Annotated in this window: 11 protein-coding genes; 7 read left to right on the top strand and 4 right to left on the bottom strand. The window is 70.1% G+C overall.

The features are described 5' to 3' along the window. The first annotated feature begins 188 nt into the window (after window positions 1–188). The 7 genes from ADL12_RS42165 to ADL12_RS42135 all read left to right on the top strand — a co-directional run bounded on the left by ADL12_RS42165 (window position 189) and on the right by ADL12_RS42135 (window position 7886). Window positions 189–1202: an SCO3242 family prenyltransferase gene (locus ADL12_RS42165; RefSeq protein WP_062713400.1), complete on the top strand. Its 1014-nt coding sequence runs from the start codon at window positions 189–191 to the stop codon at window positions 1200–1202. Further along, the gene (locus tag ADL12_RS42160; protein WP_079052574.1) at window positions 1199–2227 is read left to right on the top strand and encodes a sugar phosphate isomerase/epimerase family protein; all 1029 of its coding nucleotides are present in this window, start codon (window positions 1199–1201) and stop codon (window positions 2225–2227) included. The genes ADL12_RS42165 and ADL12_RS42160 overlap by 4 nt, the downstream gene beginning before the upstream one ends. 155 nt (window positions 2228–2382) lie before the next feature. Next, window positions 2383–3165, top strand: coding sequence for an EboA domain-containing protein (locus ADL12_RS42155; protein WP_079052575.1), 783 nt, complete (start codon window positions 2383–2385; stop codon window positions 3163–3165). Beyond that, on the top strand, window positions 3165–4085 hold the full coding sequence (locus ADL12_RS42150; protein WP_062713399.1) for a TatD family hydrolase: 921 nt from the start codon (window positions 3165–3167) through the stop codon (window positions 4083–4085). The genes ADL12_RS42155 and ADL12_RS42150 overlap by 1 nt, the downstream gene beginning before the upstream one ends. Window positions 4086–4088: 3 nt before the next feature. Next, entirely contained in the window at window positions 4089–5258 is a 1170-nt protein-coding gene (gene eboE, locus ADL12_RS42145) for a metabolite traffic protein EboE (protein ID WP_062713398.1), read from the top strand. A 74-nt stretch (window positions 5259–5332) separates the two neighbouring features. Next, on the top strand, window positions 5333–6712 hold the full coding sequence (locus ADL12_RS42140; protein WP_062713397.1) for an alkaline phosphatase family protein: 1380 nt from the start codon (window positions 5333–5335) through the stop codon (window positions 6710–6712). A 115-nt stretch (window positions 6713–6827) separates the two neighbouring features. Beyond that, window positions 6828–7886, top strand: a complete 1059-nt coding sequence (locus ADL12_RS42135) for a sugar phosphate isomerase/epimerase family protein (RefSeq protein ID WP_062713395.1) — start codon at window positions 6828–6830, stop codon at window positions 7884–7886. A 64-nt stretch (window positions 7887–7950) separates the two neighbouring features. Here the strand turns inward: ADL12_RS42135 and ADL12_RS42130 are convergent, their stop codons facing one another. From ADL12_RS42130 to frc, 4 genes are all read right to left on the bottom strand, one after another. Further along, window positions 7951–9339, bottom strand: a complete 1389-nt coding sequence (locus ADL12_RS42130) for an OFA family MFS transporter (RefSeq protein WP_062713393.1) — start codon at window positions 9337–9339, stop codon at window positions 7951–7953. 1 nt (window position 9340) lies between these two features. Next, entirely contained in the window at window positions 9341–10726 is a 1386-nt protein-coding gene (locus ADL12_RS42125; RefSeq protein WP_062713391.1) for an OFA family MFS transporter, read from the bottom strand. A 120-nt stretch (window positions 10727–10846) separates the two neighbouring features. Further along, the gene (locus ADL12_RS42120; protein ID WP_062713410.1) at window positions 10847–12991 is read right to left on the bottom strand and encodes an acetate--CoA ligase family protein; all 2145 of its coding nucleotides are present in this window, start codon (window positions 12989–12991) and stop codon (window positions 10847–10849) included. A gap of 4 nt (window positions 12992–12995) precedes the next feature. Next, window positions 12996–14237: a formyl-CoA transferase gene (frc, locus tag ADL12_RS42115; RefSeq protein ID WP_062713407.1), complete on the bottom strand. Its 1242-nt coding sequence runs from the start codon at window positions 14235–14237 to the stop codon at window positions 12996–12998. Between the last annotated feature and the right edge of the window lie 9 nt (window positions 14238–14246).

Genomic DNA, 14246 nt, shown 5'->3' with positions numbered 1-14246 from the left:
CGGTGAGGGGGCGCGGGGCACGGCGCTCGTTGCGGTTGCCTGGTGGGTGGGGGCGGGGGACGGTGACGGGCCGGGGTGATGGCGCGCGCTGGTCGTGGCCGGGTGTCGGGTGGTCCCCGGCTACGGAGGCCGGCCGGGATGGCGACGCGCACCGGTCGTCGGCGGCCCTGACCAAGCCCGCATGGGCCATGGGCTCGCGGCCCGAACGCGCCGAGGGGCGGAACTCCAGCCTGGCCTGGGCCGAACTCCTGCGCCTCCCCGCCCTGTTCACCGTCCCCGGCGACGCGCTGGCGGGCGCCGCCGCCACCGGCGCGCACCCCAACTCCCGCACCTTGCTCGCCATCAGTTCCTCCCTCTGCCTGTACGAGGCCGGCATGGCCCTCAACGACTGGGCGGACCGCGAGGAGGACGCCAAGGAACGCCCTCACCGCCCCCTCCCGTCCGGCCGCATCCGCCCCGCCGCCGCCCTCACCTCGGCCTGCGCCCTCACCGGCGTGGGCCTGGCCCTCGCCGCCCGGTCCGGTCGTCCCGCCCTCGCGGTCGCCGCGCCTCTCGCGGCCACGATCTGGTCCTACGACCTGGCCCTGAAGCACACCCCCGCCGGACCGGCAGCGATGGCCACCGCCCGCGCCCTCGACCTCCTCCTCGGCGCCGCGGCCACCACCGGGCACACCCGTGAGGCGCTCCCGTCAGCCACCCTGCTCGGCACCCACACGCTCGCGGTCACTGCGGTGTCCCGCCAGGAGACGAAGGGCGGTTCACCCCTGACACCCCTCGCGGCCCTGGCCACCACGGCCCTCCTCAGCCGCCTGCTGACACACCGCCCCAACCGACGCCCGGCAGACCCCCGTGATGCGCTCCCCTCAGCCGCCCACGGTGTGCCGGACACCCATCCCGACGTCCTCGCGTCCGCCACCGGTCGCCGCCGAGGCCGTTGGTCCGGCCCGCCCCGGCCGACCGCCGACGCCCTGAGCACAACCCTGGCCGCCGCCTACGCCGCAACGGCCACCCGCCCGTACTTCCACGCCACCCTCAACCCTTCACCTCCGCTCACCCAACGAGCCGTCGTCGGCGGCATCCGCGCCACGATCCCCCTCCAGGCCGCGCTGACCGCCCGATCCGGTGCCGTCCTCACCGCGCTGTTCGTGGCGGGTCTCGCCCCGCTCGGCCGACGGTTCGGAAGGAAGGTGAGCGTCACATGAGCGATCCGACCATCGGCAGCCCGGCCCGGTCCCCCGAGGTACGGGCGCCCAGCGGCGGCCCTCACCGCACCCGCGCCGAGCACGACACCGGCCTTTCCCCAGAGCCCGCCGCGACCCCCCTCCGCTTCGGCTACGGCACCAACGGCCTCGCCGACCTCCGCCTCGACGACGCCCTGGCCCTGCTCGCCGACCTCGGCTACGAAGGCGTCGGCCTGACGCTCGACCACATGCACCTGGACCCGCTCGCCCCGGACCTCACCACCCGCACCCGCCGCCTCGCGCACCGCTTGGACGCGCTCGGTCTGGACGTCACCGTGGAGACAGGCGCCCGCTATGTGCTCGACCCCCGTCGCAAACACGGACCCTCCCTCCTGGACCCCGACCCGGACGACCGCGCCCGGCGTGTCGACCTGCTGATCCGTGCCGTCCGGGTAGCGGCCGACCTCGGCGCCCACGCCGTCCACTGCTTCAGCGGCATCACACCACCGGGAACGAACCCGGAGACCGCCTGGCACCGCCTGGCCGACACCCTCGCTCCGGTCCTGGACGCCGCCGCCACCGCCGGCACCCCCCTCGCCATCGAACCCGAACCGGGCCACCTCCTCGCCACCCTTGCCGACTTCCACCGGCTGCGCCGGGTGCTCGGCGACCCGGAACACCTCGGCCTGACCCTCGACATCGGCCACTGCCAGTGCCTCGAACCCCTCTCTCCTGCCGACTGCGTACGCGCCGCCGCCCCCTGGCTGCGTCACGTCCAGATCGAGGACATGCGCCGCGACATCCATGAACACCTCCCCTTCGGCGACGGTGAGATCGACTTCTCACCCGTGCTCGCCGCCCTCGCTGCCACCGGCTACCAGGGCCTGACCGTGGTCGAACTGCCCCGCCACTCCCACGCAGGCCCCCACTTCGCCGAACTCTCCCTCCCGTTCCTGCGCCGCGCCGAAGCCACGGCCACCCGATCACCTGCACTCGTCCCACCCCATGGCGATCCCTCCGCCACCCCTGAAGGGAGCACCTCATGACCCCCTCCCGCGGCACCCCGGCAACCCCGGACGCGGACACCAAGGACCGCCCGCTCACCGACCCCCAGGCGGGCACCGCGTCTCGCCCCGGCGCCGACAGCCCCTCGGGTGCCGAGAGCGGGCCGGGAGCGGAGGCTCGGCCGGGCGGCGAGGGCGTGGCAGGCACCGAGGCTCGGCCAGGCACCGAGGCTCGGCCAGGTGCCGAGGGCCGGCCAGGTGCCGAGGGCCAGGCAGGTGCCGAGAGCCGGCCGGACACCCCGGGCACCACCCTCGCCCTCACCCCGCCCGCCGAGCTGCGCGCCCACCTCACCGCCCGCCTCGGTACGGCCGCCCGCGCGTGGCTTCACCGTGCCCTCGACGAGGCCGCCGCCCATCCCGGCACCCACGGGCCCATCTCTGTCTGGGAGTTGCGCATCGCCGAGGCCGGGCGCCGCTGTGGCCCCGAGCACGCCGACGCCGCCCGTGTCCTCATCCTGCACGCGGCCCGCGCCGACGCGGACGCCGTCACCCGGGTCTACTTCCAGGGCACCGCCGCCGAACGTCGCGCCGTCCTGCACGCACTGCCCCACCTCGTGCCTGGCCCGGAGGCCCTGCCGCTCGTCGAGGACGCCCTGCGCACCAACGACACCCGGCTCCTCGCCGCCGCCGTCGGCCCCTACGCCGCCCGGTACCTCGACCCCCACCAGTGGCGCCACGCCGTCCTGAAGTGCCTGTTCACCGGTGTGCCCGTCGACGCGGTCGCCGACCTGGACCGCCGCGCCCACCGCGACGCCGAACTCGCCCGCATGCTCGGCGACTACGCCGCCGAACGCACCGCCGCGGGCCGCCCCCTGCCCGAAGACCTGCACCGCGTCCTGACTTTCACCGACCCCACGGCCACCCCACCCGCGCCCGCCGCCGACTGCGGCACCCGCGGCACCGACGGCAAGGAGTCCTGATGCGCCTCTTCGACCCCCACATCCACATGACGTCACGCACGACCGACGACTACGAGGCCATGCACGCCGCCGGTGTCCGCGCCGTCGTCGAGCCCTCTTTCTGGCTCGGCCAACCCCGCACGTCTCCCGCCTCCTTCCTCGACTACTTCGACTCCCTTCTCGGCTGGGAGCCCTTCCGCGCCGCCCAGTACGGCATCGCCCACCACTGCACCCTCGCCCTCAACCCCAAGGAGGCGAACGACCCGCGCTGCGTCCCCGTCCTCGACGAACTGCCCCGGTATCTCGTCAAGGACCAGGTCGTCGCCGTCGGCGAGATCGGCTATGACTCGATGACCCCCGCCGAGGACACCGCCCTGGCCGCCCAGCTCCAGCTCGCCGCCGACCACGAACTGCCCGCGCTCGTCCACACCCCGCACCGCGACAAGCTCGCCGGCCTGCGCCGCACCCTTGACGTCGTCCGGGAATCCGCGCTGCCCCCGGACCGCGTCCTTGTCGACCACCTCAACGAGACGACGGTCAAGGAGGCAAAGGACAGCGGCTGCTGGCTCGGCTTCTCCGTCTATCCCGACACCAAGATGGACGAGGAGCGGATGGTCGAGATCCTCCGCGCGTACGGGACCGAGCAGGTGCTGGTGAACTCCGCCGCCGACTGGGGCCGGAGCGACCCCCTGAAGACCCGCAAGGTCGCCGACCTGATGCTGGCCGAAGGCTTCGCCGAGGACGACGTGGACCGGGTGCTCTGGCGCAACCCCGTGGCCTTCTACGGGCTCAGCGGCCGCCTCACCCTCGACATCGCGACCCCGGAGTCGACCCACGAGGGCAACTCCATCCTCCGCGGCGCTCCGAAGGACCCCGAAGGACCCGTCGGTGCACCGAGCGAGTGGGACGACCCGACCGGCGCCCCGGCCCCGGGGGCGTGAGCCATGCGCTTCCGCCACCCCGACGGCTCCACCGTCCACCTCGCGTACTGCACCAACGTCCACCCGGCCGAAACCCTCGACGGCGTCCTCGCCCAACTCCGCGACCACTGCGAGCCCGTCCGTCGACGGCTCGGCCGCGACCGCCTCGGCATCGGCCTGTGGCTCGCCAAGGACGCCGCACACGCCCTCGTCTCGGACCCGTCCGCCCTGCGCGGCCTGCGCACCGAACTCGACCGGCGCGGCCTCGAGGTCGTCACCCTCAACGGCTTCCCCTATGAGGGCTTCGGCGCCGAAGAGGTCAAGTACCGCGTCTACAAGCCGGACTGGGCCGACCCCGAACGCCTCGACCACACCACCGCCCTGGCCCGCGTCCTCGCCGGCCTCCTCCCCGACGACGTCTCCCAAGGCAGCATCTCCACCCTGCCCCTCGCCTGGCGCACCGACTATGACGACGGCCGCGCCGAGACCTCCCGCACCGCCCTGGTCACCCTCGCCGAACGCCTCGACGCCCTGGAGGAGTTGACCGGCCGCGACATCCGCGTCGGCCTCGAACCCGAACCCGGCTGCACCGTCGAGACCACTGCCGACGCCATCGCCCCGCTCAGCGCGGTCGGGCACGACCGCATCGGCATCTGCGTCGACACCTGCCACCTCGCCACCTCCTTCGAAGATCCGCACACGGCCCTGGACGCGCTCGCCGAAGCCCGCGTCCCCATCGTCAAATCCCAGCTCTCAGCTGCCCTGCACGCCGAACACCCCCATCTCCCCGACGTCCGCGAGGCCCTCGCCGCCTTCGACGAACCCCGCTTCCTGCACCAGACCCGCACGGCCACCGCCGCCGGCCTGCGCGGCACCGACGACCTCGGCGAGGCCCTCCAGGGCGACGCCCTGCCCGACGCCTCACCATGGCGCGCCCACTTCCACGTCCCACTCCATGCGGCTCCCGCCGCGCCCCTCACCTCCACACTCCCCGTCCTCAAGGCCGCACTGACCCGACTCGTCGGCGGCCCGCACCCGCTCACCCGGCACCTCGAGGTCGAGACGTACACCTGGCAGGCCCTCCCGGCCGAACTGCGACCCCGCGCCCGCAGTCAGCTCGCCGATGGCATCGCCGCCGAACTCACCCTCGCCCGCGATCTGTTGACCGACCTCGGCCTGAAGGAGCTGCCATGACCGAGCGGCCGGACCCGGCAGCCCCGGCCACCTCGCCGCGTGGCCGCCCAGCACCCCGACCGGAGGCCACCCCCATGGGACGTCCCACCCCTCTCCTCGTCCTCGACGTCGTCGGCCTCACCCCCCGTCTTCTCGACCACATGCCCCGCCTCAAGACGCTCGCCCAGTCCGGCTCCCACGCGCCGCTCGGCACCGTCCTGCCCGCCGTCACCTGCGCCGCCCAGTCCACCTTCCTCACCGGCACCCACCCGTCGGAGCACGGCATCGTCGGCAACGGCTGGTACTTCCGCGACCTCGGCGACGTACTCCTGTGGCGCCAGCACAACGGACTGGTCGCCGGCGACAGACTCTGGGACGCCGCCCGGCGCGCGCACCCCGGCTACACGGTCGCCAATATCTGCTGGTGGTACGCCATGGGCGCCGATACCGACATCACCATCACCCCCCGTCCGATCTACTACTCCGACGGCCGCAAGGAACCCGACTGCTACACCCGGCCGCCCGCCCTGCACGACGAACTCACCGAAAAACTGGGCACCTTCCCGCTCTTCCACTTCTGGGGCCCCGGCGCGGACCTCGTCTCCAGCCGCTGGATCACCGACGCGACCCGCCACATCATCCGCACCCGCCACCCCGACCTGACGCTCTGCTACCTCCCCCATCTCGACTACGACCTGCAGCGCTTCGGCCCCGACGACCCACGCTCGCTGAAAGCGGCCGCCGACCTGGACGCCGTCATGGCCCCGTTGCTGGACGACGCACGCGCCGAGGGCCGTACCGTCGTCGCGCTGTCCGAGTACGGCATCACCCGCGTGAGCCGACCCGTCGACATCAACCGCGCCCTGCGGCGGGCAGGCCTGCTGGAGGTGCACACCCAGGACGGCATGGAGTACCTCGACCCGATGGCGTCACGCGCCTTCGCCGTCGCCGACCACCAGATCGCCCACGTCTACGTACGCCGACCGGAAGACCTCGATGCGACCCGGGCCGCCCTCAACGGTCTGCCCGGCATCGAGCAACTCCTCGACGACGAGGGAAAGAAGGCCCACCATCTCGACCATCCGCGCTCCGGCGAGCTCGTCGCTGTCGCGGAGCCGGATGCCTGGTTCACGTACTACTACTGGCTCGACGACGCCCGCGCGCCCGACTTCGCGCGACTCGTCGAGATCCATCGCAAACCCGGCTACGACCCGGTCGAACTCTTCATGGATCCCCTCGACCCCTACGTCAAGGTCAAGGCGGCGACCGCGCTCGCCCGCAAGAAACTGGGCATGCGCTACCGCATGGCGGTCGTGCCCCTGGATCCGTCACCTATTCGCGGCAGCCACGGCCGCCTTCCCGCGAGCGACGACGACGGTCCGCTCCTCATCTGCTCCACCCCCCGCGCTGTCGGCGGCCGTGTCGCGGCCACCGATGTGAAGTCACTCCTGCTCCAACTCGCCGGTCTCGGCTGACCGGTCGCGACCGGCACGCACCAACTCGCCGGTCCCACCGACCCGTCTTTTCCGACTGGTCACCAGTGAAGCACTCACCACTGACAACGGCCTTCGATCACAGGGAGTTCCAGGCATGAGCCGCTTTTCCCAGACGGATCCCGAACTCACCCACCGCCTCACCAGACGAGGCATGCTCGGCGTGGCCGCGGGCGCCACGGCCGCCGCACTGCTGGGCGCCGCCGCAGCCCCCGCGTCCGCCGCCACCGGCACCGCGTCCGCCACCGGAACAGCCTCCAGCGGCGCCGGCCGCGGCCGTCCCGTCCTGCCGCCCGGCCGGCTCGGCATCCAGCTCTACAGCCTGCGCGACAAGGTCTCCACGCTCGGCTTCGCCCCCGTCTTCGCCGAGTTGGAGAAGTACGGCTACGACGAGGTCGAGTTCGCCGGATACACCCAGGGCTCGGCCGGCCCGATCACCCTCGCCCAGCTCAAGAGGCTGGCCAGGAACCACGGGCTGAACCCGATAGGCAGCCACGTCGGCTACTACTCAAGCGACCCGGGCGCCTACACCTTCGCCCAGAACCTCACCAAGGTTCTCGACGACGCCCAGGCCCTCGGCCTGAAGCACATAGGAACCGCCTCCGGGCCGTTCCGCTACGGCTCCACCGTCGACGCCTGGAAGCGCGCCGCCGAGGAGTTCAACACCTACGGCGCGGCGGCGAAGGCGCGCGGCATGAAGTTCTACCAGCACAACCACTCCGAGGAGTTCTCCTTCGCCACCGACAACCCCAAGGTCCGTCTCTACGACGTCCTGCTCGCCGAGACGGACCCCGACCTCGTCTACCTGGAGATGGACATCTTCTGGGCGTACTCGGGCCAGTTCCGCTTCTCGAAGCGCCCCGACGGATCGGCCGCCCCCTTCGAGCCGCTGGACTACGTACTGAACCAGCCGCACCGCTACCCTCTCTTCCACGTCAAGGACGGCGTGAGCGACCCGGCCAACCAGTACGGCTACCGCATGGTCGACGTCGGCGACGGCGACATCGACTACCAGCGGTTCATCTCCGCCGTGACCAGGCTGCGCGGCCAGCGATTCGCCCACCACTGGCAGGCGGAGCACGACAATCCGACCGAGTCCTTCACCTTCGCACGGCGTTCGAGCGAGCACCTGCACTCGCTGCGCGAGAAGTGCTGACGGCCCTACCGACATGAGGAGGCTCTCCCCGAGACGGGGAGGGCCTCCTCATGTACGGGACTCGTCAGCGTGCGAGATGCGGTGCTGACGTCCGCCCCGGCTGGCGCAGCAGCAACGCGATCGCCGCCGCCACCAGCGACACGCCCCCGGCGAGCGCGTAGGCGCCGTCGTAGCCCCAGGCCGCGACCACCATGGAGCCCAGGCCGCCGCCGAACAGGCCGCTGATCAGCTTGCCGCTGTAGACGAGGCCGTAGTTGGTGGCGTTGTAGTTCTCCCCGAAGTAGTCCGGGGTGAGCGCCGCGAAGAGTGGGTAGAACGCGCCGCCGCCGAAGCCGGAGAGGAACGCGAAGGACAGGAACAGCCATTCGCTCTTCAGATCTCCGGCCCAGATCACGCCGAACTGGGCGAGGCCCAGCACGACGATGACGAACACCAGGGTCGACTTGCGGCCCCAACGGTCGGAGAGCCAGCCCACGACGCCCCGGCCGATGCCGTTGATCACCGCCATCACACCCATCGACGACGCCGCGACCAGTGGGCCGAAGCCCACCTCCTTGGCGTAGTCGACCTGGAAGGAGATGCCGAAGACGGACACACCGGCGGTCAGTACGACGGACAGCCACATCAGCGGCAGCATGCCCGTCCTGATGGCCTCCCGGGGCGTGTACTGCTTCACCGCCGGAGGGTTCTTGGCCAGGCTCGCCGCGTTCTTCTGGCTGCCCGTGTACGTCAGCGGATCGACGTCCGAGGGCCACCAGTTCTTCGGGGGGTCCTTGAAGAAGAACGCGCTTCCTAGGACGACGATCATGATGTAGCAGCCGATCAGGTCCAGCACCCGGTGGTAGTTCGCGGTGTCGAACCCGTAGTTGAAGATGAAGATGAACGGCAGTGATCCGTACGCGAACCCGCCATTGACGAACCCGGTCCGCGCGCCGCGCCGCTCGGGGAACCACTTGCCGACCATGTTGATGCAGGTCGCGTAGACCAGGCCGGCGCCGAGGCCGCCGATGACGCCGAAGCCGAGGATGGCGAGCCAGACGTTGCTCAGGTGGGACAGGGCGAGGAAGCCCAGCAGGCACATGCCGGAGCCGACGTACATCGCCGTGCGGGCCGTCAGGATGCCTTTCTCCCGTAGCCAGCCTGCCGGGAAGGCGATGCCGGCCTGGAAGAAGACCCAGACGCTGAGGATCCAGAAGGTGTTGCTCTGCGTCCAGCCGTGCGCGTGGGACAGGGTGTCCTCCGCGGAGCCGTACGCGTATTCGAAGACGCTGATGGCCATCATGGCGATCCATGGCAGGTACACCATGAGCTTGCGGGAGTGGCCGAGGATGTCGCGGTCGGTCTCGCCGATGCGGTAGACGCGGCCTCGCGCGTCGGTCACTTCGCGGTAGGGACGGTGTGCGGCGTCGGAGTGTGCGGACGAGCTGCTTGCAGCGTACGGATCTGCCGTCATGTCAGGCTGTGTCCTCGCCGAGCGGTTGTGGGTTGGGAGCGATGCGCGTTTCCTTGTCACGTCCCGGCGGACTGAGGAACAGTGCCACGCAGCCGGCGAAGAGCGAGATGGAGCCGGCCAGGATGAAGGCACCGGAGTGTCCCCAGGCACTGACGACCACGGCGCCCATACCCGCGCCCAGACCGGAGACGAGCTTGGCGCTGTAGACCATGCCGTAGTTGGACGCGTTGTTGTTCTCACCGAAGTAGTCGGCGGTGAGTGCGGCGAACATCGGGAAGATGGCGCCACCGCCGAAACCGGATATCGAGGAGAAGATCAGGAACAGCGGAAGGTTCTTGGCCTCCGCCGACCAGAGGATGCCGTACTGGGAGAGGCCCAGGATGACGCACACGACGAGCAGGCACCGTTTGCGGCCGTAGAGGTCGGAGAGCCAGCCGATGACACCGCGGCCGGTGCCGTTGACGATCGCCTTCAGGGACATGGCCGTGGCGACGATCCCGCCCGCGAATCCGGCCTCCTCGCCGATGTCCACCTGGAAGGCGATACCGAAGATGTTCACGCCGGACGTACACGCCAGACAGAACCACATCAACGCCACGCGTCCGGTCTTCCATGCCTCCTTGGGGGAGTACTGGCGGACCGCCGGCGGGTTCATCCGCAGGGAACGGGCCGCGCGCGGGTCGTTCGGCGGGTTGAGCGGGTCGATCGAGGCGGGCCACCAGTTCTTCGGCGGGTCCTTGAAGAAGAAACCGGAGAACGCGACGATTCCGGCCAGGAACACACCCACCGAGACCAGCACCCAGCGGAAGTTGGTCAGGTCCATGTAGCCGTTGAAGATGAAGACGAAGGGCACCGAGCCGTAGGCGAAACCGCCGTTGACGAAGCCGGTCTTGCCGCCCTTTCGCTCCGGATACCACTTGCCGACCATGTTGACGCAGGTGGCGTACACCATGCCCGCGCCCATGCCGCTGAACATGCTGAAGCCGATATAGGCGAAGACGACGTGCGGAGCGAAGGCCAGCGACAGATAGCCGAGCAATGTGCCCGTCGCGCCGCACATCATGGCCCAGCGGGCCGGCAGTTTTCCGCTCTCACGCAGCTTGCCCGCGGGGAAGGCCACCGCGGCCTGGAAGAAGACCCAGACGGTCATCATCCAGAAGATGTGCATGCTGTTCCAGTGATGCGCCGTGTGCAGGGTGTCCTCGGCGGACGCGAACGCGTACTCGGCGGAGGAGATGCCCATCATGCCGACCCAGGGCAGGATCACCATCCACTTGCGTTTGCGCCCCATGATGTCGATGTCGGACTCACCGACGCGATAGACGCGTCCGTTCTTGTCCGTCACCTCCCGATAGGCGGCGACCCGTGGAACGTCGGTTGTTGTCATGTTAATTGCACCCCTTGCGTCGAAAGTTCTGGCCAGCGCCCCCTGTCCAATGCCTTTCGTGTGCGCACGGGTCCCGGGGCCGGCCGACGCGCACCGTCGGCCGACCCGCGCCCACTCACCTCATGAACCGCCCCCCAACAGACCCGCCGCCCGAGCCCAGCGGTACTTCGCGCCGAGCACCGCCACCGGCTTCTCGGTCGTGTACGGGTACGCCACGACCCCCCGCTCGTACAGGTACTGGCAGGCCTCCTCTACCTCGACGTCACCCGCGAGCGACGCCACAACGGGCTTCTCTATGCCGCGCTCCCGGAATTCGGCCACCACGCGCGCGGTGAGCTCCGCGAAGACCATCGGGGGAGTGACGATCGTGTGCCAGTAGCCCAGGACCAGCGCGTGGATGCGCGGATCCTCCAGACCGAGCCGGATCGTCGCCTCGTACGTCGACGGCGGCTCGCCCCCGGTGATGTCCACCGGGTTGCCCGCCGCCCCGAAGGGCGGGATGAACTTCCGGAAGGCCTCGTCCAGGTCCGGCGGGATCTCCATCAGGGACAGGCCGTTGTCGGTCACGGCGTCCGACAGCAGTACGCCACTCCCGCCGGCCCCCGTGATGATCACGACGTTGTCGCCCTTGGGGGCGGGAAGTACCGGCAACGCGCGTGCGTACTCCAGCATTTCGTTCAGCCCGGGCGCCCGGATGACACCGGCCTGCCTGAGGATGTCGTCGTACACGGCGTCGTCGCCGGCGAGGGCTCCGGTGTGCGAGCCGGCCGCCTTGGCGCCCGCCGCCGTGCGGCCCGCCTTGAGGACCACGACCGGCTTCTTCGGTACGGTCGCGCGCGCGGCCTCGACGAAGGCGCGTCCGTCCTTGAGGTCCTCCAGGTGCATCGCGATGCACTCGGTGTGCGGGTCCTCGCCGAACCAGGTCAGCAGGTCGTCCTCGTCCAGGTCCGACTTGTTGCCGAGGCCGACGATCGCCGACACGCCTGTCTTCGTGGTCCGCGCGAAGCCCAGGATGGCCATCCCGATGCCGCCGGACTGCGAGGTCAGGGCCACCCCGCCCTTGACGTCGTACGGCGTGCAGAACGTGGCGCACAGGTCCTGCCACGTCGAGTAGTAGCCGTAGATGTTCGGCCCGAGCAGCCGGATGCCGTGCCGCTCGGCGATCTCCACGATCTCCGCCTGGAGTTCGTGCTCACCGGTCTCCGCGAACCCGGAGGGGATCAGCACGGCGTTCGGGATCTTCTTGCGTCCCACCTCCTCCAGGGCCGAGGCCACGAACTTCGCGGGGATAGCGAAGACCGCCACATCCACCTCACCGGGAACGTCCGTGACACTCTTGTACGCCTTGCGGCCCAGAATGTCATCGGCCTTGGGGTTCACCGGATGGATGTCCCCGGCGAAACCACCGTCGATGAGGTTGCGCATCACCGAATTGCCGATCTTGCCCTGCTCGTTGGAGGCCCCGATCACGGCGACCGACGACGGCTGCATCAGCCGGCGCATCGACGTGAGGATCTCCTCACGCGAGTAGCGACGGCGCGGCTTCACCAGCGCCTCGGAGAGGATCACCCGGATGTCCGCCGCGACAGCCCCCTCCGCCGTCGCGATCACCGGATTGAGGTCCACCTCGGCGATCTCCGGGAAGTCCGCGACGAGTTGGGACACCCGGCGGATCTGCTCGGCGATGGCCCACCGGTCCACGGCTGCCTGGCCGCGCACCCCGTGGAGGATCTCCGCCGACCGGATCGAGTCCAGCATGGACAGCGCCTCGTCGGCGTCCACGGGGGCCAGTCGGAAGGTGACGTCCTTGAGGACCTCGACCAGGACCCCGCCGAGCCCGAAGGCGACGACCTTCCCGAATGTCGGGTCGGTGACCGCGCCGACGATGACCTCCTGCCCCTGCGGGAGCAGCTCCTGCACCTGGACGCCCTCGATGCGGGCATCCGCGTTGTACGCGCGCGCGTTGTCGATGATTTTGTGGAACGCGGCCCGTACGTCCGTCGCCCCCTCGACGCCCACGATCACCCCGCCGGCGTCGGTCTTGTGGAGGATGTCGGGCGAGACGATCTTCATCACGACCGGTCCGCCGAAGCGTGCCGCGTACGCCACCGCCTCTTCGACGTCGGTCGCGAGCTCCTCGCCCGGTACGGCGATCCCGTACGCGTCGGCGATCGCCTTGCCCTCGGGCGCGGTGAGCGCCGTGCGCCCCTCCGCCCGCACCGAGTCGAGGAGCGTGCGCACCCTGAGGACGCGGTCTTCGGCCATCACGTCAGATCACTCCGTTCGACTTGAGCAGGCGCAGCTCCTCGTCACCGAGGCCGAGCTCGCCGATGTAGACCTCTTCGTTGTGCTCGCCGAGCAGCGGTGAACTGGACACCTCGACGGGGGAGTCGGAGAGCTTCAGCGGACTGCCCACGGTCACGAACTCGCCCCGCTCGGGGTGCGGCACGGTGACGACCATCTCGTTGGCGACCAGCGATGAGTCCTCGATGATCTCCCTGGTGGACAGGATCGGCCCGCACGGGATGTTGTGCGCGTTGAGCTTCTCCAGCACCTCCCACTTGGGCAGGGTCGAGGACCACTCCTCGATCAGCTGGAACATCTTGTTGAGCTTGGGCAGCCGGGCCTCCGGCGTCGCCCACTCGGGGTCGTCGGCGAGTTCGGGCCGGCCGATGAGCTCGCTGATCGGCTGCCAGCCGACGGGCTGCACGATGACGTACACGTAGTCGTTCGGGCCGCCCGGCGCGCACTTGACCGCCCAGCCGGGCTGACCGCCGCCGGACGCGTTTCCCGAGCGGGGAACTTCCGTGCCGAAGTCCTCGTTCGGATATTCAGCAAGCGGCCCATGTGCCAGGCGCTGCTGGTCCCTCAGCTTCACCCGACAGAGGTTGAGTACAGCGTGCTGCATGGCCACGTTGACCCGCTGCCCATGCCCGGTGTTCTCGCGCTGGAACAGAGCCGCGAGAATCCCCGCCACGGCGTGCACACCCGTCCCCGAGTCCCCGATCTGGGCCCCCGTCGCCAGCGGCGGCCCGTCCTCGAAGCCGGTGGTCGACATCGACCCGCCCATGGCCTGCGCGACGACCTCGTACGCCTTGAAGTTGGTGTACGGGCCCTCGCCGAACCCCTTGATGGAGGCATAGACGATACGCGGATTGATCTCCTGGATGCGGTCCCAGGTGAAGCCCATGCGGTCGACCGCGCCCGGGCCGAAGTTCTCGACCATGACGTCGGAGCGCCGGATCAGCTCGGTGAGGATCTCCTTGCCGCGCTCGGTCTTGGTGTTGAGGGTGATGCTCCGCTTGTTGCAGTTGAGCATCGTGAAGTAGAGGGAATCGACGTCCGGGAGGTCGCGCAACTGCTTGCGCGTGATGTCACCGGTCGGCGCCTCCAGCTTGACGACGTCCGCGCCGAGCCAGGCGAGCAGCTGGGTCGCGGAAGGCCCGGACTGGACATGGGTCATGTCCAGGACGCGGATGCCTTCGAGAGCCTTGGTCGGCGTACCAGTCATGGAGGTCAC

The sequence above is a fragment of the Streptomyces regalis genome (assembly GCF_001509475.1).
GTDB lineage: Bacteria > Actinomycetota > Actinomycetes > Streptomycetales > Streptomycetaceae > Streptomyces > Streptomyces regalis.
The sequence above is the reverse complement of the archived record's forward strand: the minus strand, read 5'-3'. Positions and strand labels throughout refer to the sequence as shown.